The sequence below is a fragment of the Microbacterium sp. MAH-37 genome (assembly GCF_009758255.1).
GTDB lineage: Bacteria > Actinomycetota > Actinomycetes > Actinomycetales > Microbacteriaceae > Microbacterium.
The window spans coordinates 283,127-309,031 of the sequence record NZ_WSEN01000004.1 but is presented as its reverse complement, the minus strand read 5'-3'; the positions used below and the strand labels follow the sequence as shown (position 1 = coordinate 309,031).

Genomic DNA, 25,905 nt, shown 5'->3' with positions numbered 1-25,905 from the left:
CGCGTGTCAGTGCCGGAAGAGCCGCAGCCCGGTCTGCACGTGCGCGATGCCGTGCTCGGCGGCGGCCGCGGCGACCTCGTCGGTGCGCGTCGATCCGCCTGGCTCGACGATCGTCGAGACGCCGAACTCCGCGGCGTGGTCGACGTTGTCGCGGAACGGCAGGAACCCGTCCGACACGAGCGTCACGCCCGTGAGGTCCGCGCACCAGGCCTCGCGCCATCCGGCGTCCGCGTACCGTTCGGATGCCTCAGCGCCGAAGATCTCCGCGAACTCGGCGCGCTGCGCGCCGGTCATCTCGGCTCCGGCGAAGCGGATCTGCCAGTTCAGCCGGTCCTGCCGTCGCATGCCGTCGACCTCGGGCAGGTCACGCACGAACGCGTGCCGGCGCAGCCACCACACCCGCGCCTTCGCCCCGGCCAGACGCACGCAGTCCACCCGGTTCTGCTGCCCCGCTCCGATGCCGACCGCGGCGCCGTCGCGCACCAGCACGACCGAGTTCGACTGCGTGTAGCGCGCGGCGACCATGCCGAGCAGCGCGTCGCGACGGCCGGACTCGTCGAGCGCACCGTCCGGCAGCACGGCCGCGACGTCGGCGGCATCCCGGTCCTGCTCGAGCACGGCGCCGAGCAGTTCGCGGCGCTCCCGGAGCGGCGGCTCCGCGGCATCCGCTTCGAAGACGAGGAACCGTCCGGCGCGCTTCCCGCGGAGCATCTCGACGGCGCCCTCCTCGTACCCCGGCGCGATCACGGCGTCGCAGATCACGCTGCGCAGGAATTCGGCGGTCGCCGCGTCGACCGGCCGCGACAGCGCGACCACGTCGCCGAACGACGACTTCGGATCGGCGTCACGGGCGCGCACGTAGGCCGAGATCAGGCCGCCCTCGTCTGAGATACGCCAGGTCTCGGATGCCACCGCGTCGACCGTTCCGGCCACGGCCGCACCGGCCGGTGAGACGTGCTTGAAGGATGCCGCGGCGGGCAGCCCCGTGGCGGCATCCGCTTCGCGCACCAGCGCCGACGCGTTCAGCGCGTCGAGGTAGTTGATCATCGACGGCTCGCCGTTCAGGACCTTCGGTCCTCCGGTGACCTCGGCGGCCTGGTGCGGATTCATCCCGTAGCGCATGTGTGCTCCCATCGTTCCGATGGGCACCCAGGCGGTCGATGCCGTACTCCACGCTCCCCGCCGGTCACCCGGCCTCGCCAGTCGCGGTTCCAGGCTACCGGTCGAGCCTCGGGTCGCTGTCCCCGGTTGCCACACCCGGCATCCAGGTCGCGATTCGTCCCGGAATCGCCGCCACCCCGGCATCCAGGTCTCGATTCGGCACGCTTTCCCGGCGCCGTAACGGGACGAACTGCGACCCGAACGAACGACGAAAGACCCGAAGCGTGACGAATCGCGACCCGAACGAACGACGGATGCCGCCGCGCTACGCGCCGATGAACTCCTCGGATGCGCCGAAGTCGGGCTGCTCGCGGATCTCGACCGTCGAGCCGAGTCGGTCGGTGTCGAGCACGACGATCTCGTTGCGGCCCTCGCGCCACAGCGGACCGGGGGCGTAGAGCGTGACCTGCGGGCCGCGCTCCCAGTACTTGCCGAGCAGGAACCCGTTCAGCCAGACCATCCCCTTCGCACCGCCGGGGAAGGCCAGCCAGGCGTCGGCCGGTTCGGCGACGTCGAGGGTCGCGGTGGCGACGCCATCCACCCCAGCAGCTCCGTCGACTACCGGAGCCGACTGCGGCACGATCCGGTGCTCCCACCCGTGCGCGTACCGGCGGCCGATGAGCACGCCGCCGAGGATGCCCTTGTGCTGCCCCGTGTGCGCGCCGTAGTTGATGCGCCCGAGGCTCTCGACCACGATGGTGAGCACCGCGGAACCGCCCTCCACCGGCAGCGCCAGCTCCTGCGAACCGTCATGCTCGATCGTGCCGAGCCGCTCGCCGTCGAGGAACACCGTCGCGCGGTCGTGCAGATCGAGCACACGCAGCGTCGCATCCGCGGGGTAGGTCACGGATGCCTCGTACGCGACGATCCCGTCCTCCGCGCCGAGCTCCTCGAAGCTCAGCGGCATCGGCGCGGTCGCCACCACCGGCTGCGCGCGCACCACGTCGAGCAGCGACGCCCCCGGCGTCAGCTCAGCGGATGCCGCGGGCTGCCGCTTCGGGGCATCCGGAACCGGCGGCAGCGGAGCCGAGTGGAACGGGGCGAACGCCGCGCGCAGCGCGTGGAACTTGTCGTTCACCGTGCCGTCCTCGCCGATCGGGGCATCCGAGTCGTAGGACGTGATCGTGGGCTGGATGATCCCGTCGTGGTTCGCGCCTGCCCACAGCCCGAAGTTCGTGCCGCCGTGCGCCATGTAGATGCTGACCGAGCCGCCCTCGTCGAGCAGCTCCTGCACGGTGCCGATCATGCTCTCGGCCGAGCGCACGTGGTGCTGCTCGCCCCAGTGGTCGAACCAACCGCCCCAGAGCTCGCTGCACATCAGGTGGTGGTCGTCCCGGCGCAGCGCGACTGCGTCCTGCACGCCGGTGCCGAAGGTGAAGGTACCCATCGCGCCGTCGACGCTGCCGTTCCTGACCATGTCAGGGAGGGTGCCGTCGGCGGTCGTGAGCATCTCGACCACCCCCCGCGAGCGGAGTCCGTCGCGCAGGTGCTCGAGGTATGCAGCATCCGATCCGAAGGATCCGTACTCGTTCTCGACCTGGATCAGCCGGATGGGGCCGCCGTGCGCTGCCTGCAACGGCTCGAGCTGCGGGATCAGGGCGTCGTACCAGGCGTCCACCGCGGCGAGGAACCCGGCATCCGACGTCCGCAGCGCGCGCACCCGGCCGGACAGCCAGAACGGGATGCCGCCGTTCGACCACTCCGCGCAGATGTACGGGCTGGGGCGCACGAACACGTCCAGCCCCACATCGCCGGCGATGCGGATGAACCGCGCGACGTCGCGCCATCCCTCGAAATCGTAGGAACCCTCGACGCGCTCGTGGAAGTTCCACGCGACGTACGTGTCGACGGTGTTCGCGCCCATCGCCGCGAGGCGGCGCAGGCGGTCCTCCCACTGGTCGGGGTGGATGCGGAAGTAGTGCACGGCGCCGGACAGGATGCGGTGCGACTGACCGTCACGAAGGATCTGACCGTCTCGCCAGGTCAGCGAGGGTGCGGCGATGCTGGTCATGCGTCTCCCCAATAGGCAAATGTTTGCGTTCACACTATCTCAGCAGAACTTACGAGAATCCCCGAATCATCAGGGGTGGACCGCTAGCATTGCCCCATGTCGCCCCGCCGCCCGAGCGCCGATCGCGCCCCCAATCAGCTCGACGTCGCGCGCGCCGCAGGCGTCAGCGCGCAGACCGTCTCGCGCGTGCTCTCGGGCAACCAGAACGTGCGCCCGGAGACCGCCCGGCGCGTGCACGCCGCCGTCGAGTCGCTGGGGTACCGCATCCACGCCGCCGCCGCGTCGCTGGCGTCCGGACGGACCCGCATCCTCGGGATGATCCTGGTCTCGACCGACCGGTACTCCTCCGCTGCGCTGGCCGCGGGCGTCGAGCAGGCCGCAGCGGCGAACGGCTACACGGTGACGATGGCCGCCGTCCCCGACCACGCCTCCACCGATGCGTTCGTGCAGGCGTTCGACCGCCTGGAACGGCAGGGCGCCGAGGGCATCGTGCTCGGCCTGCCGGTCGAGCTGGACTCCCCGGCGATGCGGATGCGCACCGACCGCACCCCGTCGACGCGCACCGAGCGCGCGTCGCTCGACATGGACGCGCCACTCATCGTCGACCAGCATGCGATCGCCCGCCTCGCCGTCGAGCACCTGCTCGACCTCGGGCACAGTACCGTCTGGCACGTCCCTGCCGACGACTACTGGATCGAGTCCCGCCAGCGCCGCGAGACCTGGGAGCAGGTCCTCATCGAGCGCGGCATCACGCCACCGCCGGTCATCCCCGGCGACTGGACTCCCGAGTCCGGCTACCGCGCCGGCCGCACGATCGCCGCGATCCCGGATGCCACGGCCGTGTTCGTCTCGAGCGACGAGATGGCGTTCGGGCTGATCCGCGCCCTGCACGAGGCCGGGCGCCGGGTTCCCGAGGATGTGTCGGTGGTCAGCGTCGACGACATCGCGCTGGCCGCGTTCGCGTCCCCGGCGCTGACGACCGTGCGCCAGCCGTTCGAGGGCATGGGCCGCGCCGCCGCGCAGCGACTGATCGCGCACATCGAGGGCCGCGAGGACGCGAGCGCCCTCGACCTGCATCCCGAGCTCGTCATCCGCTCGTCCACGGCCGCGCCGCGCGCGTAGCCCACGCCGACGCCGACGCGGGATCCGCCTCCTCACGCGAGATCCACGCGAGATCCACGCGAAACCCGCATCCCCGCACGAGACCCATGTTCGGACCGCGGGTCTCGCGCAGAACTCGGGGTCTCGCGCATCCCCGGCTCCGGCATAAGGGAGCGGATGCCGCGCCTGCGGCACCCGCTCCCTGGTTTCACCTGCCCCGCGGGGCCACCTACGAGGCGCAGGTGAGCTTGGCGTCCGCCCAGTCGGCGTGATCGCGGTAGTTGACGCCGTTGGTGTCGACGTAGAGCTCGAGCTTCTCGACACCCGTCACGTCGACCGAGATCGGCGTGGCCGGGTCGTCCCAGGTGATCGACCCGGTGTCGTGCAGCACCTTTCCGTCTCCGATCACCTGGAAGATCACGTCGCCCTCGCCCTTCTCGTCCTTCGAGTCGTCCAGGCCGACCTTCGCGGTGAAGGTCGTGCACTGACCGCCGAGGAACAGGACCACCGAGGAGTCGGCGTGCGTGCCGAGGCCCTTGTCGAAGGTCACGCCGCCGATGGTGAGGGGCGTGCCGTCGCCGGCCGCGTCCTCGCCGTTGGACATGTCACGCTCCACCGGACCCCAGCCGTTCTTCTCGCTGAGGAAGGGCAGGTCGCTGACGAAGACCGTGCCCTTCGGCGCGGTGCCCGCACCGGGGTCCCCGCCGTCACCGCCACCGGGGTTGGTGGTCTCACCGCAGGTGAAGGTCGCGTCGGCCCAGTCGGCGTGGTCGTTGCCGTTGCCGTCGCCGCCGTCACCGACGATCAGCTCGACGTACTGGCCGCCGGTGATGTCCGCGGTCAGGTCGAACGTGGCGCTGGTCGGTTTCATGACCGGCGAGGTGACGACGGTCCTGCCGTCGACCTTCACCGAGAACACCACCGAGCCACGAGTGGGCTGCGCGTCATCGACGCCGACCTTCGCGGTGAACGTGGTGCAGTAGCCGCCGAGGAAGTACTTCACATTGCTCGGCGCGTGCGCACCCAGTCCCTTCTCGAAGACCACGCCGTTCAGGGTAAGCGGCTTGCCGTCGTCCTGCCCCTGCTCACCGTTGGACTGGTCGCGCTCCACGGGACCCCAGCCGTTCGTGGCGCTGACCCAGTCGTGGTCGCTCGCATAGACGGTGCTGGTGGGCGGCTTGGGCAGGGTCTTCACCTGGGTGGTGCTCTGCACGGTCCTGGTGCCGATCGGGTCGACGGTCGTCGTGTACGTCGCCGTCGCGGCGACGTCGTACGAGCCGTCGGCGGATGCCGGTGCCGTGATGCGCCACTGGGTGACCAGCGTGCCCTTGGGCGCGATCGTCGCGGCGGTCGCCGGGGTCACAGCCTCTGCGGTCCACCCCTCGGGCACGGTCAGCTTCACCGAGACATCCGAGATCGCGGCCGACTCGTCGGACGTGAACGTGGTCGTGTACGTGCTCGGCGTGCCTTGCTGGATCACGTCGCCGGTGAGCTTCCCGCTCAACTGCGCGCATGCGGGGATCGCGTCGGACTCGCCCAGGTCCTCGACGAGGAAGTCGTCCAGGATCAGGTCGGCGTCACCGCCCGCGATGCGCTCCAGGCCGACGAAGGTGTCGCCGCAGGTGCTGGCGTCGACGATCTGCTCGAACCGCGTGGTCTCGTGCACGGCGCCGAAGGGCGTGCGCTGGGTGACGCGCGGACCGGTCGCGGAGTCGTAGCCGGTGACCCAGGCGTACTGCCCGGCCTCGGTCGACTGGTGGTCGAACGAGACGCGATAGCGGTGCCCGGACTGGAACGGCACGGTGTACTCGCTGGTGCGGTACACCAGGCCGGAGTTCTCCTGGTGCGCCATCAGCGACCAGTCGCCGTTCAGGATGTTGTCGATCTGGCGACCGTTCCATCCCTTCTGGGTGAAGTCGTTGCGCTTCGCGATGTGGGTGCGAGGGTCGTTGGCGCCGCCTGCGGCGCCCTTGAGGAACGGACCCCATCCGGCATCCACGTCCTCGAAGTCCTCGCTGGCGATCACTCCGTCGCCGAGCTCGGGCGCCTTCGCCTTCACGATGCGCACGTTGTCGATGCGCACGGACGCGTCGCCGTCACCGGCGCCGATCTTCAGCGTCGGGCGGGTGCCGTCGGCCGGGATCGTGAACGGCACCTTCAGGCGCTGCAGCGTGGTGCCGTGCCATTCATCGGCACCGACGTAGTTCTGCGCGTTCGAGGAGTCGATCGCGACATCGGCATCCGCTCCGCCCGGCACCTGCACGCCGAGCTCAACGTCGCGGGTCTTGCCCTTGTCGATGCCGACCCACGCGCTGGCGGTGTACTCGCCCGCGGGCAGCTCGCCGAGGCGCTGCTGGACGGATGCCTCGCCTGCGCCGAACAGCGCCGCGCGGCGGCCCAGCTGATCGCGCTCGATCGTGACCTCGCCGGCCGGGTTCCATGCATCCAGCGTCGTCTCGTTGAAACCGGGGTCGACGACCGGTGTGCTCTGACCGAAGCGGGTCTTCTTCGGCAGGCTGCTGCCGGCGTCCGTCTTCGCGCCGGCGGCGAGCACGTAAGGCTGGCCGGCCTGCGCGTCGATCGTGACCTTTCCGTCCACGACCGGCACGTCGGCGACCTTGGTGCGGCCGCCGTCACCCAGCGAGAACAGCTGAAGCGTCGCGTTGCCTGCGAACTCCTTCGTGAGGGTCCACGTGGTGCTGCCGCCGGCGGGGTTGTAGTGGTAGAGCTTGTCGGTCTTCCCGCCGTCTTTCGACGCCCACGGCAGCAGGTAGCTGCCGCCGTGCAGCACCTCGGCGCCGCCGACCGTGATCGACCGGCTCGCGGCATCCGTGCCCGTGACCCGTACGCCGCCCTCGAGGTCGATCGCCTCATCGGTCCAGCGGGTGATCTCGTGGTGCTGCAGGAACTTGGCCGGCACGTTCGCCGTCCACACGTTCTTCAGGAAGCCGTTGAAGTCGTTCTGGCCGGTCCAGCCCTCGAACTCGACGATGTGGCTGGTGCCGAGTCGCGGGTCGGGGTTCCAGACGTCGGCCTCGGTGTTGTTCACGAACCGCAGGATCTGCGAGTTCACGCCCTTGTTCGACGACCCGCCGTAATTCTCGTCGTTGGCCCAGTGCGACCAGGTGTTGTTGGCCGGCAGCTTGTCGGCCCACTCCGAGCCGACGCGGAAGCCGTGGTCGATCAGCGACTCCTGGATCTTCTTGGCCAGCCATCCGTACTGGTAGTAGACGTCGACGTACACGAAGTCGAGGTTGTCGTTCGTGGCATCCGCCAGCTCGCCGATGCGCTTGTCGAGACGGCCCGAGTTCGTGTCGAAGCGCTGGTCGATGTAGTACGACTGGTCGAGCCAGTTCCAGCCCTTCGCCTTCGGGTCCATGATGTCGTCGCTGAACGAGTTGGCCTCTGGGTAGATCTCGGTGGCGTTGATGTGCACGCCGAAGGAGGCGTTCCACTTCTTGCCCGCCTCGAGGGCGTCGTTGAGCTCGTCGAGGCCGCCGGCGCGCTCGTTGAAGTTGTCGCCGTAGTCGGTGTTCGCCGAGTCGTGGCCCTCGCTGGTGTAGCCCTTCAGCATCGCGACCTGGCCGAGTCCGTCGGTGTTCAGCGCGATGCGCTTGACGTCGTCGAGCGTGCGCAGGAACGGATGCGTGGCCTGCGAGGCGAAGTTGAACGGGATGTGCGTGATGACGTTGTCGGGGGTCTGGTCGCCCTTGAACGGCGCGACGCGCAGGTCGCGCAGGGCGATCGCGCCGTCCTGCCAGTCGACCGCGCCGTCGGCGTTGGCGTCGGGGGTGATGGCGACCTTGACCCAGGGCAGCTCCTCGGGCTCGGGCGCGTCCTTCGCGCGGTACAGCCACTGGCCGCTGGAGATGCCGATCTCGACGTCGTCGCCGTCCTTCACGGCCTGACGCCAGAAGTTGCCGGAGTCCTTGTTCGCCGGGCCGCTCGAGGTGTCGTACATCGCGTTGGTGGTGAACGCCGCGGCGAGCTGGCCGGTGTTCGCGATGACCGTGTTCGACGACACGGGTGCAGCGTCCACGGGGGTCTGCGCGGTCACCGGGATGAAGGTGTCGCCCGACTTCGCGCGGTCGACGGAGAGGTTGGCCGCGGCGACCGCCGAACCGGCGTCGGCGGACGACACGGTCACGAGGTTCTGGCCGGGGATGCGCAGGGTCGCGACCTTCTTGCCGGGGTCCTGGATGTCGGTGAACTTCAGCGTGACGACGTTCTTCTTCACGCTGAGGCGCGCGGTGAGGCGCACGCCGTCGAGGGCGGTCGGGGTGAGGACGTACTCGACCGTGCTGTCGTCGACCCGGCTGGATGCCACGGACACGGGCTGTGCGGTGCCGTTGATCTCGATCGAGGTGAGCGCGGTGTCGTTGCCGCGCATGACTGCGCCGCTGGCGCGATCCACGTACTGGACGACCTGCGGGAAGGCTCCGGAGGCGTGCACCTCGAGCGCGCCGGTGCGCAGCACCAGCTCCGAGTCATCCGCCGCCCATGCGGGGGCCGTGCTGAAGGCCGACAGGCCGGCCGCGACGACCGCACAGGTCAGGCCCACCCCCGCCCAGCGTCTCTGCGTTGTCTTCACCCTGGTTCTCCTTCGAATCGGCGTTCGGTCACGATGATCGCAGATGATGTTTGCGGAAACAAGACCCGATGTTTGTTCGGAGTGTTGATTATCGCGGCGTTGGGGCGGTGACGCTGGCAGCGCTAACAGGAACAATGCGCAACCATGGGGCGAGTACCGTGGGCGGCATGCGCATCACCGCCGCGCTCCGCTCCGCGAAGCGCGCTCCCCTGCTGCAGGTGGTCAAGTCCGCCGTCGCGACGATCGTCGCGTGGCTGCTCGCGGGATGGCTGATCCCGGGGCCGCTGCCGATCTTCGCGGCCATCGCCGCCCTGCTGGCCGTGCAGCCGAGCGTGAACCAGTCGCTGTCGAAGGCGCTGGAGCGCAGCGTCGGTGTGATCGCGGGTGTCGTGATCGCCGTGGTGCTCAGCCTGCTGCTCGGACCGCAGAGCTGGGTGGTGCTCGCAGCGGTCGTGGTGGCGCTCGCCGTCGCCTGGGCGCTGCGCGCCTCGCCCGGCACGGGGAATCAGGTCGCGATCTCGGCGGTGCTCGTGCTGGCGCTCGGTTCGTCGAACCCCGACTACGCGCTCGACCGCATCCTCGAGACGCTGATCGGGGCCACCGTCGGATTCGTCGTGAACGTGTTCATCGTGCCGCCCGTGCTGAGCGGTCCAGCACGGCAGGATGTCGGGCTGCTGGGCCGCGAGGTCGCCGCGAGCCTCGACCGGCTGGCCGCCGCGCTGCCCATGACCCGCACGCCGGCGGAGCGCCAGGAACTCATGCTCGAGGTGCGGCTGCTGCGTCCGATGAAGGATGCCGCCGAGGCATCCGTCAAAGCCGCCGAGGAATCGCTCGCCCTGAATCCGCGCGGGTCCTCGCACCGCGAGGAGCTGCGTCAGGTGCGCGCGCTGCTCGACACCGTCTCGCCGATCGTCACGCAGGTGATCGGCATGACCAGGGCGTACTTCGACCACTACGAGGATTCGCTGTCATCGGATCCGACGGTGCGCGCCATCGCCGAGCAGCTGCGCCGTGCCGGGCACGACGTGCGACTGGCGGTGCAGGACGCCTCCGCCGCGCCGGATCCGGAGGCGCTGACGACGGCCATCCCGGCGCTGACGACTCCGCTCGTGGTGCGCGCGCCGGCATCCGATCACTGGATCCTGGTCGGATCGCTGATGGAGGACCTGCGGCGCATCCACGGCGAACTCGCCGGGGAGGCGTAGGTCAGCCCACCGCGGGTCCCCTCATCTGCTCCGGTCTCAACGGATGCGGGTCAGGCCCGCCCCGCACCCGCAACGAGTGAGACCGGAACCAGCGAAGGGGCGACTTCCATCAGCTCCGGTCTCAACGGATGCGGGTCCGCCCCGCACCCGCAACGGGTGAGACCGGAACCGGCGAAGGGTCGACCCCGAGCATCCGTCAGACCGCACCGCGGAGCACGGCGTCGACGGCGTAGCGCAGCTCGGCGCGCACGTCGGTGACGTCCTGCTGCTCGGCGCCGGCCAGACGCGGGAACCGCTCGGCGACGGCCCGGCCGAGCCAGGCGGGCGGCGGGGTGCCGTTGGTGGTGCGCTCGAGTGTCGCGTAGGTGCGGATGAGACTGTCCAGCAGCATCGCGAGCCGCAGGGCGTCGACCGGCGCGTCGTCGGCGATCGCCGCGAGCAGCGCATCGATCCAGGCGTAGGCGCGCGGCTGGGTGGGCATGCCGGTCGGCTTCACCTCGCAGAGCCACGGATGCTGCGCATATCTGTCCGCGAGCAGCTCGGTCCACGTCCGGCAGCGGTCCTGCCATCCGTCGCCCTCGATCGCGGGCGGGTCGCCCACCGCCGAGTCGATCATCAGCTCGATGAGCGTGGCCTTGGCGTCGACGTAGCGGTAGAGCCCGGTCGTGGTCATGTCGAGGCGCGCGGCGACGCGGGCGAGTGAGATGGCCTCGAGACCGATCTCGTCGGCGAGCTCGACGGCCGCAGCGGCGACCTCGGCGAGAGTCCACCGCGCCTTCGGCCCCTTCGCCGCGGGGGGTTCGATCCCCCAGAGCTGACGAAGTGCGCGATCCCCTTGACTGTGCATGACATTCACTGTAACGTCTCCATTCAGTGAACGACGTTCACAGTAAGACTTTCCGACCAAGGAGCACATCATGACGAACTTCCTCATCACCGGCGCATCCTCCGGGATCGGGGCCCGGGTCGCGGCGATGCTCGCCGCGCAGGGTCACACCGTCATCGGCGCCGCGCGCAACACCGCTGCGATCGCCGAGATCGACGGCGTCCTCCCGGTGCCGCTCGACCTCACCGACGAGACCACGATCGCCGACGCCGTCGCTCTGGCCACCGCCGAGACCGGCCCGATCGACGTGCTGATCAACTGCGCCGGCTACGGCGAATTCGGCAGCGTCGAGGAGACCTCGCTCGAGGACGCCCGCGCCCAGCTCGAGGTCAACGTCGTCGGCGCCGTCGGTATGATCCAGGCCGTCCTTCCCGGTATGCGCGCCGCCGGCCACGGCCGCATCGTCAACGTGTCCTCACTGGCCGGCGAGTTCGCCGCGCCGCTCGGAGGCTGGTACCACGCATCCAAGTTCGCCCTCGAGGCGATCTCCGACTCGCTGCGCGGCGAGGTCGGTCAGTTCGGCATCGACGTCACGCTGGTGCAGCCCAGCTACGTGGCGACCGACTGGCACGACACTGCGATGGAGCGGCTGGAGCAGGCATCCGGCCGCGGGCCCTACGCGGCGATGACCGCCGCGATGCGCACCTACTTCGCCAGCCCGGCGCTGGCGAGGCAGACGTCGAGCGTGGATGCCGTGGCCGAGCTGATCGTGAAGGCCGCGACCGTCGCCCGTCCGAAGACCCGCTACCGGATCGGCCCCGGCGCAGGCATCGCCGTCGCCCTCGCCACCGTGCTGCCGGATCGCGCCTTCGACGCCATGACCCGCAAGCAGTTCGGCTACGCCGCCTGAGCCGTCGCCGCAGCGGCATCCCGGTACGCACTCCCGTCGCAATCCAGCACAGTCACGAGGCTCCACACCGTGCCCGAATGCGACTGGAACCGCACCACACCGCGCCAGCCCGCACTCCCGTCGCAATCCAGCACAGTCACGAGGCTCCACACCGTGCCCGAATGCGACCGGAACCGAGCCGCGACGAGCACCCCGCGCTCAATCCGCTGTGTCAGGCCGCCCCGTCCGCGCGACGTGGTCGCGGGCGTGCGCGGCCGCCGCGGGCAGGTCGTCGAAGAGGTGGTTCTGGTGGCGCAGGGATGCCAGCACGCCGACGCGTTCGGCGACCCGCAGGTGCTGTGGCTGGATGCCCTTGACCAGCGCCGTGATCCCCCGCCGTTCCAGCGAGACGATCATGTCGGTGATCACCTGGGCTCCGGTGGCATCGAGGATCTGCAGCTGCGACATCCTGATCACGACCACCTCGATGTCGCGCAGTGAGCTCACGCGTTCCAGCATCCGCTCCGCAGCACCGAAGAACAGGGCGCCCTCGAGGCGGAACACGGCGATTCGCTCGTCGCCGGGCTGCGCGGCGCCGGGCAGCTCCTCGCGGTGCACGCCGCTGGCCTTCGCCAGCTGGCGCAGCGCGAAGAAGCCCGCCGCGAGCAGACCGATCAGCACGGCGTATATGAGGTCGACGCTCACCGTGACGATCGCGGTGATGACGAAGACCACGGCATCCGACCTGGTGGATCCCATCACGGCGCGCACGGTCGATGGCGCGATCATGCGGCATGACGTGACCATCAGCACCCCCGCGAGCGCCGCAAGCGGGATGTGCGAGACGACGGAGGCTCCGACGAGCACGATCGCGAGCAGCAGCAGCGCGTGCACGATGGCGGCCACCCGGGTGCGCGCTCCAGCACGGATGCTCACCGCGGTCCGCGCGATGGCGCCGGTCGCCGGCATCCCGCCGAACAGACCGGAGGCAATGGATGCCAGGCCCTGGCCGACCAGCTCGCGGTCGGCGTCGTACGGGCCGGTGTCGGAGATGCTCGCAGCGACTCTTGCCGCGAGCAGCGACTCGATGGCGGCGAGCGCGGCGACGGCGAGCGCAGGCCCGAGCAGGGAACCTGTGTGTGAGAAGTCGGGCAGCGTCGGTGCGGGGAGCCCCGACGGCAGTTCGCCGATGACGTCGACGGGGAGACCGACCAGGGCGGCGAGGAGTCCGGTGACGACGATCGCCAGCAGCGACCCCGGGAACTTCGGGGCGATCTTCAGCGAGACCAGCATGATCGCGACGACGATCGCGACCAGCAGCAGCGACCAGCCGGCCTTCGGCCAACTCGCCGTGAGAAGCGATTGGACGGCGGCGACCGCGGCGTTCGTGCTCTCGCCCGGCTTCGTGCCGGTCGCGGTAGGCACCTGCTGCAGGAAGATGATCACCGCGATGCCGAGAGTGAATCCCTCGATCACCGGCCACGGGATGTAACTGATCGTGCGGCCCAGCCGCAGGATGCCGGCAAGCAGCACCATCGCGCCGGCGAGCAGGCAGATCAGCGCCAGGGCGCCCGTGCCCTGCGCGGCCATGATCGGCGCGAGCACGACCACCATCGCGCCGGTGGGCCCGGAGACCTGCACGTTCGATCCGCCGAACACCGCCGCGACGATGCCCGCGATGATCGCGGTGACCAGCCCGCTCTCCGCCCCGGCGCCGGAGCTGACACCGAATGCGAGGGCGAGCGGCAGTGCGACGATGCCGACTGTGAGGCCGGCGAGCAGATCTCCGCGCCAGGTGCGCGGAACCGCGCGGTAGTCCGTCCGCGAGGGGAGCAGCGCGAGGAGCCCGCGGGGGCTCATAACCGGACGGCGCCGGCGAGAGCGGATGCCGGCACCGCAGCATCCGGGATCTCGGGCAGCTCCTCGGCAGCGGCGAACTCGTGCTGCGCGCTCTGCACGATCTCGCCGAGCAGCGCGCGAGCCACGCGCAGCAGGTCGGCGACCTGCGGGTAGGCGAGGCTGTAGTAGACCAGGCTGCCGCGCCGCTCGGACACGACGAGGCGGTTGCGGCGCAGCACGGCGAGGTGCTGCGAGACGTGCGACGCCTCGAGTCCGGTGTCGTCGAGCAGTTCCGAGACGGACACCTCGGGGGCGGCCGAGAGCACCTCGAGGATGCGGATGCGAATGGGGTGCGCGAGGCCCTTGAACAGGCCGGCCTTCACCTCGTAGAGCGGACGGGTCGGGTCGCTCAGCATCGACGCACCTCCTGAAATGATGACTTCATCATATCGCGATATCATCGGGGAATGGCCGATCAGCTTCCCCTGTGCCCCGAGTGCTCCAGCGACCTCGCCTACGAGATGGGCGCACTGCTCGTCTGCCCGATGTGCGGGCACGAGTGGTCGCCTGCCGACGCGGCACCCGCCTCTGAAGAGGTGCCGGCGGAGCGCGTCGTGAAGGATGCCGTGGGCAACGTCCTCGCCGACGGCGACACCGTCGTGGTCACCACAACGATCAAGGTGAAGGGGTCGCCGCAGGGCATCAAGGCCGGCACAAAGGTGCGCGGCATCCGCCTGATCGATCCGGTGAACGGCCATGACATCGACTGCAAGGTCGACGGCTTCGGCGCGATGCTGCTGAAGTCGAGCCTCGTCAAGAAGGCCTGACGCGGCCGCATCCGGCACGCGCTCAGCGCACGGTGATGCGGAAGGTCTGCGTCATCTGCTGGGCGGGGTCGTCGGGAATCTCGCCGCGGAACATGTACTCATAGACCAACGTGACCTCGCCCTCGCCGACGGCCTCGTAGGTGTCCGTCATCTCGGTGCGGCTGCCGGGGACGGCGGCGCCCCCCGACGAAGGCTCGGGCTGCTTCTCGACGAGCACCTCGGGATCGGGCTCCTCGGTCAGCACCCACGCGTCACCCACGCCCGAGCTCCACTCACCGAGGTTCACGAGAACCGTGTCGCCCTTCTTCACCGTCGCGCTCGAGGATCCTTCCCCGACTGTCGCGGCAGGCTCGGGCGTCGGCGTCTCGCTCGTACAGCCCGCCGACCCGATCGCGATCATCAGCACCACGGCCGCAGCGGCGGCGCGCACCCTCATCCGCATCATCGTCCCCCTCCGTGCTCACGCTACTGGAACCGGCCGGCGTGAAAGGATCGAGACATCATGACTCTCGATCCGAAGGCAGTGCGCGGCGCAGACCCGGATGCCGTGTACATGGCATTCGTCGAATGGGCTGAGGGTACCGGGATCAGCCTCTATCCCGCGCAGGACGAGGCGGTCATCGAGATCGTCTCGGGCAACAACCTGATCCTCAGCACCCCGACCGGCACCGGGAAGTCGCTCGTCGCCGTCGGCGCGCACTTCGCGGCCATGGCCGACGGCCGCCGCACTTACTACACGGCGCCGATCAAGGCCCTGGTCAGCGAGAAGTTCTTCGCGCTGGTCGACGTGTTCGGCGCCGAGAACGTGGGCATGGTCACCGGCGACTCGGCCGTGAACGCAGATGCTCCGATCGTGTGCTGCACGGCCGAGATCCTCGCGAACCTCGCTCTGCGCGAGGGGCCCGATGCCGATGTCGGCCAGGTCGTCATGGACGAGTTCCACTTCTACGGCGATCCCGACCGCGGCTGGGCCTGGCAGGTTCCGCTGCTCACACTGCCGCAGGCGCAGTTCATCCTGATGTCGGCCACGCTCGGCGACGTCACCGAGCTGGCCGCGGATCTCACCCGACGCACCGGCCGCGAGACCGCGGTCGTCACCGGCGTGGAGCGACCGGTGCCGCTGCACTACTTCTACGAGGTGACGCCGATCCACGAGACGATCGACGACCTGCTGCACACCGACCGCTCGCCGATCTACATCGTGCACTTCTCGCAGGCCGCGGCGATGGAACGGGCGCAGGCGCTCGCCAGCGCCAAGGTGGCCAGCCGCGAGCAGCGCGACGAGATCGCGGCGCTGATCGGCGACTTCCGTTTCACGACCGCGTTCGGCAAGACCCTGTCGCGGCTGCTGCGGATGGGCATCGGCGTGCACCACGCCGGCATGCTGCCGAAGTACCGGCGGCTGGTCGAGCAGCTCGCGCAGCGCGGGATGCTGCGGGTCATCTGCGGCACCGACACCCTGGGCGTCGGCATCAATGTGCCGATCCGCACCGTACTGCTCACCGCGCTGACGAAGTTCGACGGCACGCGCATGCGGCAGCTGAACGCCCGCGAATTCCACCAGATCGCCGGCCGCGCGGGCCGTGCCGGGTTCGACACCGCAGGCACCGTGGTCGCCCAGGCTCCGGAGCACGAGTCCGAGAACATCGCCGCGATCCGCAAGGCGGGCGACGACCCGAAGAAGAAGCGCAAGATCATCCGCAAGAAGGCGCCGGACGGCTTCGTCTCGTGGGGCGAGCCGAGCTTCAACAAGCTCATCGAGGCCGAGCCCGAGACCCTGACCTCGCACATGCAGATCACGAGCGCGATGATGCTGAATGTGATCGGACGCGGTGGCGACGTCTTCGCCAATATACGCGCGCTGGTATACGACAACCACGAACCGCTTTCGAAGCAGCGGATGCTGGCCCTGCGAGCCCTCGGGATCTACCGGACCCTGCGTGAATCGGGCGTGGTGGAGGACGGCCCAGACGGCATCCGCCTCACCGTCGACCTGCAGCCGAACTTCGCGCTCAACCAGCCGCTGTCGCCGTTCGCGCTGGCCGCGTTCGAGCTGCTCGAGCCGGACCCTTCGTCGGGCTCAGGGACCGGCCAGTTCGCTCTGGACATGATCTCGATCGTGGAGTCGACCCTCGACGATCCGCGCGCGATCCTCTCGCAGCAGGAGTTCATCGCACGCGGTGAGGCGGTCGCCGCGATGAAGGCCGAGGGCATCGAGTACGACGAGCGGATGGAGCTGCTCGAACAGATCACCTACCCGAAGCCGCTCGACGAGCTGCTGTCGGCGGCATTCGACACGTTCAGCGCCGCGCAGCCGTGGATCAAGGACTTCGCGCTGCATCCGAAATCCGTCGTGCGGGACATGTACGAACGGGCCATGTCGTTCGGGGAATATGTCGCCTTCTACAAGGTCGCGCGTTCGGAGGGCGTCGTGCTGAGGTACCTGTCAGACGCCTACCGCGCCGCGTCGCAGACCATCCCCGAGCACCTCAAGAGCGAGGAGCTGCGCGACCTGATCGAGTGGCTCGGCGAACTGGTGCGCCAGGTCGACTCCAGCCTGCTCGACGAGTGGGAGGAGCTCGTGTCCGGGCATCCGGTCGATCACGAGGACGGCCCGGTGGTGCCGCCGGCGCCCAAGCGGCTCACCACGAACGTGCGGGCGTTCCGCATCCTGGTGCGCAACGAGCTGTTCCGCCGGGTGCAGCTCGCCGCCCGCGAGGACCTCGACGCCCTCGCCGAGCTCGACCCGTCGTTCGACGGGTGGGAGGCCGCGCTGGACAGCTACTTCGCCGAGCACGACGAGATTCTCACCGGGGCGGATGCACGCAGCTCGGCGCTCCTGATGATCGAGGAGGGCGCCTCGTCGTGGGCGATCCGCCAGATCCTCGACGATCCGGAGGGCGACCACGATTGGGGCATCTCGGCCACCGTCTACCTCGCCGAGTCGGACGAGGCCGGCGAGGCCGTGATCACTGTGACGGGCGTGAATCGGCTCTGACCCGATGTCGTCCCCCGCGCGTATCGTCGGAGACAACGACAAAGGTGATGGAAAAGACGATGAAGATGACGAAGACGTATCAGTCCCCGATCCACCAGGGCATCGTGCCCGCCTATCTGCTGGCCAAGTTGGCGCAGTCCGAGCGGTACTCGACGGCGGCGGATGCCGCGCGGCAGACGCTCATCGCGGGACGGCCGCCGTTCCGGTCGCGGCTGGAGTTCTCGCTGGACGAGTCCGGCGGCCTCGTCGCCGAGGTGACGGCCGCCCCCGATCGCACGATCTCGGATGCGCAGGGCACCGAGACCCTGCCCGGCACGGTGGTGCGCAGGGAAGACGACGGACCGGTGACCGACGTGACGGTGAATCAGGCCTTCGACGGCCTGGGCGCCACCTTCGACATGCTGCTCGAGGCGTTCGAGCGCAACTCGCTCGACGGTGCCGGCGCCCCGCTGAACGCCACGGTGCACTACGGCCAGAAGTACGACAACGCCTTCTGGGACGGTGCCCGCATGGTGTTCGGCGACGGTGACGGCGAGGTGTTCCAGGGATTCACGCGGTCGGTGTCGGTGATCGGCCATGAGCTGGGACACGGCGTCATCCAGACCTCGTCCGGCCTGGAGTACCAGGGCCAGCCCGGCGCGCTGAACGAGTCGATCGCCGACGTGTTCGGCGCCCTCACCGAGCAGCACCTGCTCGGGCAGACCGCCGATCAGGCAAGCTGGCTGATCGGTTCCGACCTCTTCACTCCTGCGGTCCAGGGTCGGGCGCTGCGCGACATGCTGAACCCCGGCACCGCGTACGACGACGATGAGCTCGGCAAAGACCCCCAGCCCGCGCACATGCGTGACTTCGTCACTACCACCGAGGACAACGGCGGCGTGCACATCAACTCCGGCATCCCGAACCGCGCGTTCGCCCTCGCGGCGACCACGCTGGGCGGCCACGCGTGGGAAGAGGCGGGCACCGTCTGGTACCGCGCGCTCACCGGCGGGCTGTCCACGACGGCCACGTTCGCGCAGTTCGCCGACGCGACACTGGTTGCGGCGCGCGAACTCGGCGATAACGTGGAAGAGGCGGTCCGCAACGGATGGATCGCCGTCGGAGTGATCGAGGATGCCACGAGTCGAATCGCCGGATGACGCGTCTGCCGGCGTACTGGCGGTGCTCGTCGTGCGCACCGGCGGAATCGCCGGCATCCGCCGCCGGTGGCGGGTCGACCCGGCCCCTGACGAGGAGCAGCGCTGGGTGGAGCTCATCGAGAGCTGCCCGTGGGATGAGCCGGAGCCGGAGTCCCCGCTCGGCGCGGATCGGTTCACCTGGCTGATCCAGGCCACAACCCGGCATGACGAGAGACGCCGCGAGATTCCGGAGCCGGCCCTGGTCGGCGCTTGGCGCGACCTCGTCGACGCCGTCCGGGACGCCCCGCGGGAAGACCGGGCCGACCACTCGACGAACGAGGGACAATAGCGGCATGGGTCTTTTCCAGCAGCGTCCTGAAGAGGAACAGAACGAGTGGGCCGGGCTTCCATCCGAGCCACTCGACGCGCAGAGCGCCGCCGAGCAGCTCGATGCCCCGCCCACGGCATCCGATCTCTTCGGCGTCAGCGGCGGCCCGCTCTACACGTCGGTCGTGTTCCCGGTCGCTCCTCCCGCGCCGGAGGCGGCGGATGTCACCGCGAACGGCGACGGCGACGACTAGCCGCGCTGCCGGCGCAGGATCGCAGCCAGCGCCGCACCGACGACGCCGATCACGGCGGCGACGACCACCGGCAGCCATCCGATCGCGAGCGCAGCGGGGAACACCTGCATGCCGGCGGAGGCCATCTCGCTGAGATCGCCCGCCAGCACCCGTGATCCCAGCGCGTACTGGACAGCGGTGAACGCGGCCGGCGCGATCCACAGTGCACTCAGCCCGAGGAACCAGACGATCAGGCGGGTCGGCGGCATCACTCCGCACCAGGCGAGGGCGAGGCCGACGACGACGGCCGGCAGCCAGCGCAGCACCAGCAGCACGCCCTGCGGAATGCCCATCGGTCCCGAGAGCAGCTGCACCCACATCCCGATCCATGCCGCGAGCGGCACCGCGGCGAGCGCGATGCCCAGTGCGGCCGGTCCGCTCGACGGACGGGAGATCAGCCAGTAGCCGACCTGCGCGAAGCCGACGGCGATGATCGCTCCGGCGAGCAGACCGCCGAGATACCACCAGGCCCGCTTGTCGTCGAGGTCGAGTCCGCGTGCGTCTGCGATGAAGCTCTGAGTCACGACGACGATGTGCCCGATCAGCACGCCGAGCGCGATCGGCCAGGCGGCCCAGGTGCGGGCGAGGATACGGCGGGCGAGACCGGCGAAGACGCCGCCCATCACGATCAGCACGAACATGCTGGTCGCGTAGTACTGACTCACCGGCAGCAGTGAGAAGGGCATCTGGAAGCGCTGCACCTCGGTGCGCCACAGGTTCTGCACCGGAAGGATGCCGCCCCCGGCGATCCACGGTGCGATCCCCGCGGCGACCGCCACGATCCCAAGCGCCGTCCCCGCGAGAGCATTGCTCTGCTGCGGGGCGTGCGCCGGGGCATGGACACTCATGCTCCCAAAGGTGTCACGACATGCTGGGGTAGTCCTGGGTGAAGCCGGTCACCGCGCTTCGCCCGGGGAGGGCCACCGGCCGGTGCGCTCCTTGAACCGGATCGCGGCGAGCGTCGGCGACATGTCGAACACCGCCGGGTTCACGCGCAGCCGGGTGCCGTCCGCCGCCCGCAGCTGCAGGCGCGAGCGCCATCCGTTCTCCGAGACAGCGAAGGTGGTGATGTCGCGATACGTGATCGTCCCCTCCCGGCCCAGGAACGTGCGGAAGCGCACACGATCGGCATCCGGCTGCACGTACCGATTGCGGTGCATCAGCAGCACGAGCAGTCCCAGGACGAGGGCGACGACCGAGCCGATCCGCATCGGCACCGGGTCTGTGCCGGGCCGGGCCGAGAACCCGGCCAGTCCGAAGCCGAGCCCCGCGATCAGCAGCAGCCACCCGATGAGGGGCACGACCAGTGGCATCCGCTGCTGTTTCGGCCCGGTGGTCTGCGGGGCGGGCTTGCGGAACATCCGCATGACCATGCCGATCACGAGCGCCACGACGAGTGCGATCAGCAGGAACTTGACGACGATGCCCACGTGCCGACGCTACCAGCGGAGAATGTCGCAAATGGTCGCTTCCCCGCGCCGGATGCGGCAAACAGCGACACTCCTCAGAGACGAAACCCGGGGCAGCAGCGGGCTCACCGGTCCGCGGTGAGGAACTCGGTCGCTGCGTCGCGGAATCCGCGGGATGCCGGAGTGTTGAAGTGGTGGCGGCCGGGGACCTCTATCAGCCGGCCCTCCGGGGTCACCTCGGCGAGGCGACGAGAGCCCTCCAGGATGGTGTCCTCGGTGCCCGTGACGAACAGCACCGGCACCTGCGGCGCGTTCTCGGGGTGCGCGATGATCGCGTCGTTGCGCATGCCCCGGGCGAGCGCGAGCAGGGCGCGCAGATCGTTGCCCGGTACGCGCTCGGTCAGCTCGATGTAGCTCTGCGTGACGGGATCGCTGATCGGGGCGCCCTCGTCGAGGTGGGCCTGCACCTCTTCGAGCACGATGCGGTCGAGGGCGGTGCCGTCGGGTACGCCGCCGAGCACGGCCCGATCGATGCGGTCCTCCAGGTCGAGCATCACCTGCCATCCGACGCGGCCGCCCAGCGAGTATCCGAGGTACGACGCGGTGTCGACGAGGTACGTGTCGAGCACGGTCTCGACGTCGGCGGCGAGGGTCCGCAGGCTGTACGCGCCGGCCTCGTGCGGCTTCTCGCTGCGGCCGTGTCCGCGCTGGTCGATCCCGATCACCCGCAGGCCGGATGCGGCCAGCCGGCGCTCCAGCCCGGTGAGCACCCAGTTGTCGTGGGTGTTGGACGCGAATCCGTGCACCATGACCACGACGGGAGCGTCGAGATCGCCCCAGGTGTACGTCGCCAGACTCGTGCCGTCGGCCGTGTACACGCGCTGTGGATCGGGCATCTGCAGTTCGGAGAGGGGAAGGGCCATGACATCATTCTGCTCCCGTGCCGGGTCGCGCCGGCTCGGGGCGCGGCTGCCCGGCATCCGCTCGCCGGTTTGTCGGAGAAACGCAGGATGTCGGAGGGATTCACAAAATCCCTCCGACATCCTGCCGATCTCCGACGCGGTGCGCGACGGCGCGCCGCGAGAAGCGGATGCTACGCCACGAGCACCGACCGCTCGAGGCGGTCGTAGCCCGCCTCCATGCCGTCGATCATGCCCGTCGCGAGGATCATGTCGCGGGTGTCCTTGTCGGGGTACTCGATGAGGATGGTGATGAGAGTGGCGCCGTCCTCCTCGTAGAGGCTCAGGTCATTGAGGGTGGACGGCCCGTCGGTGCCGATCATCATCTCGGTGGTGACCGCGCGGCGCGGGGCGTCGATGAGCAACACGTCGCCCTCGAAACCGAACGGCTCGCCCTCGGTGTCGCCCACCGGCGCCCACGAGGTGCGGTAGTGCTTGCCGACCGTGTCGGCCGGGATATCCTCCGTCATGACCCAGCCGTCGGGTCCGGTCATCCACTGCTTGGTGAGCTCCGGATCCATGTGCGCGCGCCAGACCATCTCGCGCGGGCCGTTCACCAGGCGGGTGATGCGCACGTGGGTGTCGTCGAGCAGCTCCAGGCGGGTGCCCTTGCCCTGGGCGTACTCGCGCAGGTCCTGCAGCACGGCGTCGAGCTGGCCCATCGCCTGGCGGGTGCCCTCGATGACGCCCATCTCGACGACCTGCTGCAGTGCCTCGACCGAGTCGAAGTGGCTGACGCAGACCATGCGGGTGCCGCCGTCGGTCTCGGTGAAGTCGTATGTCATGCGCATCGCGGGGAAGCCGTCGAGCGGTTCGCCGGCGTCGTCCACGAAGCAGTCCAGAGCCTCGAAGCGGTGCGGCGCGTCGATGGTGAGGAACTCCCAGCGGCCAGAGGACTTCTCCCCCTGCGGGCTGGTCATGTGGTACTGCGCGAAGCCGCCCGGCCGGTGGTCGAAGCTCGTGAACGTGGCCGGCCAGCCCGGAGGGCCCCAGAAGCGCTCGAGCTGCTCCGGCGTCGAGTACGCGTCCCAGACGCGCTCGACGGATGCCGCGAACTCGGCGGTCACGGTGAGGGTGAGGGCCTCGGGGTCGTTGGTGATGTCGATGACGGGCATTGTCATTCTCCTTGTTCCGGTCGTGCGGTTTCGTTGTCGGATGCCGGTGCTGCCAGCAGGTCGTCGAGACGGGCGATGCGTGCACGCCAGAGTTCCTCGTAGCGGGCGAGCAGTGCCTTGGCGCGGGCGATCATGTCGGGATTCGCGCGGACGAGCCGCTCGCGTCCCTCGGCGCGCTTGATGACCAGCCGTGCCTCTTCGAGGACGGCGACGTGCTTCTGGACCGCGGCGAACGACATGTCGTAGTCGCGGGCCAGCTCGGAGACGGACTGCTCGCGATCGATGGTCCGGCGCAGGATGTCTCGCCGGGTCGACGTCGCCAGTGCGTGGAACACACGGTCGATCTCCGTCTCGCTCAGTTCTGTTTGTGCAACCATTTGGTTGTATGTTATGACGAGCGGATGCCGGTGTCAAGACCCTTCTTCTGTCCGGAGACGTCCGTAGTCTCGGACCATGACGGAACTCACCCAGCCCACCGGCCGCGAGCCCGCCGTCCGCGCGATCCCGAGGGACGACGGCACTTCGCCGCGCGCGCTCGTGCTCGGCGCCACCGGCTACATCGGCGGGCGCCTCACACCCCGACTGCTGAACGCCGGCTACGAGGTGCGCGCGCTGGCCAGGGATGCGGCCCGCGCGGCTTCCCTCCCCTGGGGATCGGAGGTCGAGATCGTCGAGGGTTCGGCAGAGGACGAGGATGCCGTCGCCCGGGCGATGCACGACGTCGACGTCGTCTACTACCTGGTGCACGCAATGGGCGCCGGCAAGGGCTTCGAAGAGGCGGATGAGCGGGCAGCGGAGACCGTCGCCTCCGCCGCAGCATCCGCCCGCGTCAGCCGGATCGTCTACCTCGGCGGCCTCCATCCGGACGGCATCCGGCTGTCGCCGCACCTGCGCTCGCGGGTGCGGGTCGGCGAGATCTTTCTCTCCTCGGACGTGCCGACGCTCGTGCTGCAGGCGGGCGTGGTCATCGGATCCGGGTCGGCCTCGTTCGAGATGATCCGCCACCTCACCGACGTGCTGCCGTACATGCCCGCACCGAAGTGGGTGCGCAACCGCATCCAGCCGATCGCGATCCGCGACGTCCTGCACTACCTCCTCGCCGCCGCACGCGTCGATCCGGCGGTGAATCGCGCGGTCGACATCGGCGGACCCGATGTGCTGCGCTATGGACAGATGATGAACGGGTACGCGGTCGAAGCCGGCCTGCCGCAGCGCGCCATCGCAGCGCTGCCCGTCCTCACTCCCGAGCTCGCGTCCCTATGGGTGAATCTCGTCACTCCCGTGCCGCGCACGATCGCGCGGCCGCTGGTCGCCTCGCTGCAGAACGAGTGCGTCGTCAAGGACCGCTCCGTCGACGAGATCATCCCGCCGCCGGACGGCGGGCTGACTCCGTATCGGCGCGCGGTCGCCCTCGCGCTGGGCCGCGTGAAGGCCGACTCGGTCGAGACCAGTTGGCAGGACGCGGAGGTCACCGGTGCTCCGAGCGATCCGCTGCCCAGTGATCCGGACTGGGCCGGCCGGACGGTCTTCACCGATGAGAGATCCCTGGAGACCACCGCGTCCCTGACGAACCTCTGGGCCGTGATCCTCGGGATCGGCGGGGAGAACGGCTGGTACTCGTCCGGATTCCTCTGGGCGGTGCGGGGCTGGATGGACCGGCTCGTCGGCGGGGTCGGACTCAGCCGCGGCCGGCGCAGCCGCAGCCGCCTCATGCCGGGCGACGCTCTGGACTTCTGGCGGGTCGAGGCCGTGCGGGCACCAGACGCGGAAGAAGGTGGCCTGCTGCGACTGCGCGCCGAGATGAAGGTGCCTGGCGCGGCGTGGCTCGAGCTGCGAGCCCGTCGGTCCGGCACCGGATCCAGATACGACCAGCGGGCGGTCTTCTTCCCGCGCGGACTCACCGGGCGGCTCTACTGGCTGGCGGTGCTGCCCTTCCACGGGCTGATCTTCTCGGGCATGGCGGCGCGCATCACGGCCGCGGCGGAGCAGTCGGCCGCACGCGACGAAGCCCGCGACAGCGCACCCGGCACTCAGACGTCTGCGACCTCCAGCGCGGCCTCGACCCCGAGATAGGCGGCGCTGCGACCTGCTGCCTTCTGGATCTCGGCCAGTTCCCGTTTGGTGAGCCGTCGGTACGGCGCGACCTCGAAGAGCACTCTGCGCGCGTCGACGGTCCGACGCATGCCGGCGACGAGCTGGCCGTCGCAGAGCACCATGCCGGTCGAGGTCTCACGCCCGCGCGGCACGATGCCCTCCGCATCGAGGGTCCAGCGGGAGTCCTGATAGCCGCGGTACATCTCGTCGAGGATCTGCAGCAGATGCGCGCGTGCGGGCGTCGGTGCCGGCACGCTCGCCGGAGCGTGCCAGTACGTGCGCTCGTCGTGTTCGAAGAACTCCAACTGCTCCGAGACGGCGGCGATCCCTCGCCTGGCGTCTGTCAGCGTGAGCGTGGCCCAGTACGCCAGGTCGCGGTCGGTGGCCGGGCCGTGCGATCCGAGGTACCGGAACGCAAGGCGCGCGAGAGCCTCGTCGCGATCGATCGTCGAGGATGCCGGCACGCGCTCGTCCATGAGCGCGTAGGTGTGCTGGCCGTCGCGCGGCACGCCGCTGCTCAGCAGCAGGTGGAGCTCGAGTCTGCCCAGCAGCAGGGTCAACTGCTGCGACGGCAGGCCGAGACCGCGATCGGCGAGGGCGGACGCGATCTCGGGGCGGGTGAGGCCGGTACCGCCCGCGACGGCTTCCGCGATCGCGTCGGCGAGCTCGGTCATGCGATCCGCGACCGGTCGCAATTGCTGGTCGAACACCGGCAGCACCCGCGGCGCGGTGAGCTCGATCAGCCAGCGCGCGTCATCCGCATGCACGTAATGCCAGGTGGGGCGGAGCACGTGGGTGCGCACGATCCTGCCGGCCGCCAGCGACTGGGCGAGGTCGTCGCGGTCGGGCGATGCCGTGCGGGTCGCGACCGCCCAGGCGGACTGCGCCGGATTCTCGGCCTGCACGGCGAGCATGGTGCGCACGACGCTCTCGGCGTCGGCCATCGGGGCTTCGAGCAGCTGGGAGCGCAGCCGCCAGTGAGCGATGTCGCGGAGCGTCCTCGCCCCGGTGCCTCCCGCCGGTCTGTTCCTGGTCACGGTGTCATCCTGCCAGCACGCCCCGCGCGGCACGGCAGATTCCACCACGCGACTGGTGGAGAAGATCGCACTCGCCGCCATCGCCGCGGGCGCGACCAATCACCG

The 25,905-nt window shown here is 69.7% G+C and carries 22 protein-coding genes and 1 riboswitch; of the genes, 9 read left to right on the top strand and 13 right to left on the bottom strand.

What is annotated here, in order from left to right:
• Positions 1-6 precede the first annotated feature (6 nt).
• Both GON06_RS04890 and GON06_RS04885 read right to left on the bottom strand, forming a co-directional pair.
• On the bottom strand, positions 7-1,122 hold the full coding sequence (locus GON06_RS04890; protein WP_198346610.1) for a hypothetical protein: 1,116 nt from the start codon (positions 1,120-1,122) through the stop codon (positions 7-9).
• A gap of 18 nt (positions 1,123-1,140) precedes the next feature.
• Positions 1,141-1,217: riboswitch (ZMP/ZTP riboswitch) on the bottom strand.
• Between the two features lie 209 nt (positions 1,218-1,426).
• Positions 1,427-3,172, bottom strand: a complete 1,746-nt coding sequence (locus GON06_RS04885) for a glycoside hydrolase family 35 protein (protein WP_157311176.1) — start codon at positions 3,170-3,172, stop codon at positions 1,427-1,429.
• A 96-nt stretch (positions 3,173-3,268) separates the two neighbouring features.
• Here GON06_RS04885 and GON06_RS04880 point away from each other — a divergent pair, with 96 nt between their 5' ends.
• Entirely contained in the window at positions 3,269-4,294 is a 1,026-nt protein-coding gene (locus GON06_RS04880; RefSeq protein ID WP_157311175.1) for a LacI family DNA-binding transcriptional regulator, read from the top strand.
• A 208-nt stretch (positions 4,295-4,502) separates the two neighbouring features.
• On the opposite strand, the gene GON06_RS04875 is transcribed toward GON06_RS04880, so the two are convergent.
• Entirely contained in the window at positions 4,503-8,864 is a 4,362-nt protein-coding gene (locus tag GON06_RS04875; protein ID WP_332837163.1) for an endo-alpha-N-acetylgalactosaminidase family protein, read from the bottom strand.
• A gap of 167 nt (positions 8,865-9,031) precedes the next feature.
• Here GON06_RS04875 and GON06_RS04870 point away from each other — a divergent pair, with 167 nt between their 5' ends.
• Positions 9,032-10,069: an FUSC family protein gene (locus GON06_RS04870; protein ID WP_157311174.1), complete on the top strand. Its 1,038-nt coding sequence runs from the start codon at positions 9,032-9,034 to the stop codon at positions 10,067-10,069.
• Between the two features lie 196 nt (positions 10,070-10,265).
• Here GON06_RS04870 and GON06_RS04865 read toward each other — a convergent pair whose 3' ends face one another.
• On the bottom strand, positions 10,266-10,916 hold the full coding sequence (locus GON06_RS04865) for a TetR/AcrR family transcriptional regulator (protein WP_198346609.1): 651 nt from the start codon (positions 10,914-10,916) through the stop codon (positions 10,266-10,268).
• A 70-nt stretch (positions 10,917-10,986) separates the two neighbouring features.
• Here GON06_RS04865 and GON06_RS04860 point away from each other — a divergent pair, with 70 nt between their 5' ends.
• Positions 10,987-11,805 (top strand): SDR family NAD(P)-dependent oxidoreductase, encoded by an 819-nt coding sequence (locus GON06_RS04860; protein ID WP_157311172.1) that lies wholly within the window; start codon positions 10,987-10,989, stop codon positions 11,803-11,805.
• 198 nt (positions 11,806-12,003) lie between these two features.
• On the opposite strand, the gene GON06_RS04855 is transcribed toward GON06_RS04860, so the two are convergent.
• Positions 12,004-13,644, bottom strand: coding sequence for a SulP family inorganic anion transporter (locus tag GON06_RS04855; RefSeq protein WP_157311171.1), 1,641 nt, complete (start codon positions 13,642-13,644; stop codon positions 12,004-12,006).
• Complete coding sequence (locus GON06_RS04850; protein WP_157311170.1) at positions 13,641-14,039, bottom strand: ArsR/SmtB family transcription factor; 399 nt, start codon at positions 14,037-14,039, stop codon at positions 13,641-13,643. Before GON06_RS04850 ends, GON06_RS04855 begins: the two co-directional genes overlap by 4 nt.
• Before the next feature lie 51 nt (positions 14,040-14,090).
• Between GON06_RS04850 and GON06_RS04845 the strand changes: the two genes are divergently transcribed.
• Positions 14,091-14,450 (top strand): zinc ribbon domain-containing protein YjdM, encoded by a 360-nt coding sequence (locus tag GON06_RS04845; protein WP_157311169.1) that lies wholly within the window; start codon positions 14,091-14,093, stop codon positions 14,448-14,450.
• Positions 14,451-14,472: 22 nt separating this feature from the next.
• On the opposite strand, the gene GON06_RS04840 is transcribed toward GON06_RS04845, so the two are convergent.
• The gene (locus GON06_RS04840) at positions 14,473-14,886 is read right to left on the bottom strand and encodes a protease inhibitor I42 family protein (protein WP_198346608.1); all 414 of its coding nucleotides are present in this window, start codon (positions 14,884-14,886) and stop codon (positions 14,473-14,475) included.
• A gap of 66 nt (positions 14,887-14,952) precedes the next feature.
• Here GON06_RS04840 and GON06_RS04835 point away from each other — a divergent pair, with 66 nt between their 5' ends.
• The 4 genes from GON06_RS04835 to GON06_RS04820 all read left to right on the top strand — a co-directional run bounded on the left by GON06_RS04835 (position 14,953) and on the right by GON06_RS04820 (position 19,147).
• On the top strand, positions 14,953-17,448 hold the full coding sequence (locus tag GON06_RS04835) for a DEAD/DEAH box helicase (RefSeq protein WP_157311167.1): 2,496 nt from the start codon (positions 14,953-14,955) through the stop codon (positions 17,446-17,448).
• Positions 17,449-17,513: 65 nt separating this feature from the next.
• Positions 17,514-18,587, top strand: coding sequence for a M4 family metallopeptidase (locus tag GON06_RS04830; RefSeq protein WP_157311166.1), 1,074 nt, complete (start codon positions 17,514-17,516; stop codon positions 18,585-18,587).
• Positions 18,562-18,915 carry a protealysin inhibitor emfourin gene (locus GON06_RS04825; protein WP_232528157.1) on the top strand — a complete coding sequence of 118 codons (354 nt, stop codon included), beginning with the start codon at positions 18,562-18,564 and terminating at the stop codon, positions 18,913-18,915. The genes GON06_RS04830 and GON06_RS04825 overlap by 26 nt, the downstream gene beginning before the upstream one ends.
• A 4-nt stretch (positions 18,916-18,919) precedes the next feature.
• Positions 18,920-19,147, top strand: coding sequence for a hypothetical protein (locus GON06_RS04820; protein ID WP_157311165.1), 228 nt, complete (start codon positions 18,920-18,922; stop codon positions 19,145-19,147).
• Here GON06_RS04820 and GON06_RS04815 read toward each other — a convergent pair.
• From GON06_RS04815 to GON06_RS04795, 5 genes are all read right to left on the bottom strand, one after another.
• The gene (locus GON06_RS04815) at positions 19,144-20,034 is read right to left on the bottom strand and encodes a hypothetical protein (protein WP_157311164.1); all 891 of its coding nucleotides are present in this window, start codon (positions 20,032-20,034) and stop codon (positions 19,144-19,146) included. The two genes, GON06_RS04820 and GON06_RS04815, sit on opposite strands and share 4 nt — an antisense overlap.
• 48 nt (positions 20,035-20,082) lie before the next feature.
• On the bottom strand, positions 20,083-20,616 hold the full coding sequence (locus GON06_RS04810; RefSeq protein ID WP_157311163.1) for a hypothetical protein: 534 nt from the start codon (positions 20,614-20,616) through the stop codon (positions 20,083-20,085).
• Between the two features lie 104 nt (positions 20,617-20,720).
• A complete protein-coding gene (locus GON06_RS04805; protein ID WP_157311162.1) occupies positions 20,721-21,518 on the bottom strand; it encodes an alpha/beta fold hydrolase in 798 nt (265 codons plus the stop codon).
• A 170-nt stretch (positions 21,519-21,688) separates the two neighbouring features.
• The gene (locus GON06_RS04800; RefSeq protein WP_157311161.1) at positions 21,689-22,669 is read right to left on the bottom strand and encodes an SRPBCC family protein; all 981 of its coding nucleotides are present in this window, start codon (positions 22,667-22,669) and stop codon (positions 21,689-21,691) included.
• A gap of 2 nt (positions 22,670-22,671) precedes the next feature.
• Positions 22,672-23,046, bottom strand: a complete 375-nt coding sequence (locus GON06_RS04795) for an ArsR/SmtB family transcription factor (protein WP_157311160.1) — start codon at positions 23,044-23,046, stop codon at positions 22,672-22,674.
• A gap of 76 nt (positions 23,047-23,122) precedes the next feature.
• Here GON06_RS04795 and GON06_RS04790 point away from each other — a divergent pair, with 76 nt between their 5' ends.
• Positions 23,123-24,742: an SDR family oxidoreductase gene (locus GON06_RS04790; RefSeq protein ID WP_157311159.1), complete on the top strand. Its 1,620-nt coding sequence runs from the start codon at positions 23,123-23,125 to the stop codon at positions 24,740-24,742.
• On the opposite strand, the gene GON06_RS04785 is transcribed toward GON06_RS04790, so the two are convergent.
• Positions 24,700-25,800 (bottom strand): winged helix DNA-binding domain-containing protein, encoded by a 1,101-nt coding sequence (locus GON06_RS04785; protein WP_157311158.1) that lies wholly within the window; start codon positions 25,798-25,800, stop codon positions 24,700-24,702. The two genes, GON06_RS04790 and GON06_RS04785, sit on opposite strands and share 43 nt — an antisense overlap.
• Positions 25,801-25,905 lie beyond the last annotated feature (105 nt).

What these genes read in the sequence shown, in the direction of transcription:
- GON06_RS04805 (WP_157311162.1), bottom strand. Translation starts at nt 21,518, where the DNA reads ATGGCCCTTCCCCTCTCCGAACTGCAGATGCCCGATCCACAGCGCGTG.
- GON06_RS04890 (WP_198346610.1), bottom strand. Translation starts at nt 1,122, where the DNA reads ATGCGCTACGGGATGAATCCGCACCAGGCCGCCGAGGTCACCGGAGGA.
- GON06_RS04795 (WP_157311160.1), bottom strand. Translation starts at nt 23,046, where the DNA reads ATGGTTGCACAAACAGAACTGAGCGAGACGGAGATCGACCGTGTGTTC.
- GON06_RS04815 (WP_157311164.1), bottom strand. Translation starts at nt 20,034, where the DNA reads ATGAGTGTCCATGCCCCGGCGCACGCCCCGCAGCAGAGCAATGCTCTC.
- GON06_RS04855 (WP_157311171.1), bottom strand. Translation starts at nt 13,644, where the DNA reads ATGAGCCCCCGCGGGCTCCTCGCGCTGCTCCCCTCGCGGACGGACTAC.
- GON06_RS04800 (WP_157311161.1), bottom strand. Translation starts at nt 22,669, where the DNA reads ATGCCCGTCATCGACATCACCAACGACCCCGAGGCCCTCACCCTCACC.
- GON06_RS04845 (WP_157311169.1), top strand. Translation starts at nt 14,091, where the DNA reads ATGGCCGATCAGCTTCCCCTGTGCCCCGAGTGCTCCAGCGACCTCGCC.
- GON06_RS04850 (WP_157311170.1), bottom strand. Translation starts at nt 14,039, where the DNA reads ATGCTGAGCGACCCGACCCGTCCGCTCTACGAGGTGAAGGCCGGCCTG.
- GON06_RS04820 (WP_157311165.1), top strand. Translation starts at nt 18,920, where the DNA reads ATGGGTCTTTTCCAGCAGCGTCCTGAAGAGGAACAGAACGAGTGGGCC.
- GON06_RS04830 (WP_157311166.1), top strand. Translation starts at nt 17,514, where the DNA reads ATGACGAAGACGTATCAGTCCCCGATCCACCAGGGCATCGTGCCCGCC.
- GON06_RS04790 (WP_157311159.1), top strand. Translation starts at nt 23,123, where the DNA reads ATGACGGAACTCACCCAGCCCACCGGCCGCGAGCCCGCCGTCCGCGCG.
- GON06_RS04865 (WP_198346609.1), bottom strand. Translation starts at nt 10,916, where the DNA reads ATGCACAGTCAAGGGGATCGCGCACTTCGTCAGCTCTGGGGGATCGAA.
- GON06_RS04840 (WP_198346608.1), bottom strand. Translation starts at nt 14,886, where the DNA reads ATGAGGGTGCGCGCCGCCGCTGCGGCCGTGGTGCTGATGATCGCGATC.
- GON06_RS04885 (WP_157311176.1), bottom strand. Translation starts at nt 3,172, where the DNA reads ATGACCAGCATCGCCGCACCCTCGCTGACCTGGCGAGACGGTCAGATC.
- GON06_RS04870 (WP_157311174.1), top strand. Translation starts at nt 9,032, where the DNA reads ATGCGCATCACCGCCGCGCTCCGCTCCGCGAAGCGCGCTCCCCTGCTG.
- GON06_RS04860 (WP_157311172.1), top strand. Translation starts at nt 10,987, where the DNA reads ATGACGAACTTCCTCATCACCGGCGCATCCTCCGGGATCGGGGCCCGG.
- GON06_RS04880 (WP_157311175.1), top strand. Translation starts at nt 3,269, where the DNA reads ATGTCGCCCCGCCGCCCGAGCGCCGATCGCGCCCCCAATCAGCTCGAC.
- GON06_RS04825 (WP_232528157.1), top strand. Translation starts at nt 18,562, where the DNA reads ATGCCACGAGTCGAATCGCCGGATGACGCGTCTGCCGGCGTACTGGCG.
- GON06_RS04835 (WP_157311167.1), top strand. Translation starts at nt 14,953, where the DNA reads ATGACTCTCGATCCGAAGGCAGTGCGCGGCGCAGACCCGGATGCCGTG.